Here is a 675-nt window from a genome sequence, read left to right on the forward strand (position 1 = left end):
ATATGGCTCTTCAGCCGGACGGTCTCCTCGCTAATCGTATATTTGACGAGCATTGCGGCGGTTTCGCTCAGAATGCGCTGCTCATCTGCGGCGTCTCCCATGACTTCAGCATAGCGCGCGGCGAGCTGAGCGCGGAACGCCTCGTCCATTCTGGACTGCCACGCGGCGAACACCGCGAGCGAAGACTCCAGCGTGGCGAGCTTGTCCAGCACGTCGGCGCGGAGGTTTTCGCCCTCGCGCTCGCGGTCGGCAACGAATTCGCCGAGCGTCCGAAAGAACAGCGGCGACAAAAGCTCCCAGTACTGCTCCGGGTCGCATTCGTCGTCCGCCGTGAGCATGCCTTCCTGCGCGGCAAGCAGTCCGAGCGGTATATGGGTGTCCAATCCTGCCACTTCCGCAAGCTTACGGAACGACTCCGCATACGCCTTTGCCAGCGCGGCGTTTACGGCTATGTCGCGCTTCTGCTCCAAATGCTTGACGCGAAAGGTGATTTCCACTCTGCCGCGCCGGATTTTTTCCGCCGCGGCGGCACGGAAGCGGTTTTCGAGCCGACCCAGATACGGCGGCAGGCTGACGGATATGTCGCAGTATTTTGCGTTGTACGACTTTATCTCCACCGCAAACCCGCTCTCGGGGCGCAGTTCCCCCCCGTTTGCCTAACCGGCCCGGCTTTGC

Annotated in this window: 1 protein-coding gene; it reads right to left on the minus strand. The window is 61.8% G+C overall.

The annotated features are described in order from the left end of the window. Window positions 1-617: endoribonuclease YicC domain-containing protein (locus AWU74_RS07135; protein WP_062328716.1), on the minus strand; the 617-nt coding region annotated here is incomplete at its 3' end. Window positions 618-675: the final 58 nt, after the last annotated feature.

Source organism: Treponema endosymbiont of Eucomonympha sp. (assembly GCF_001028545.1).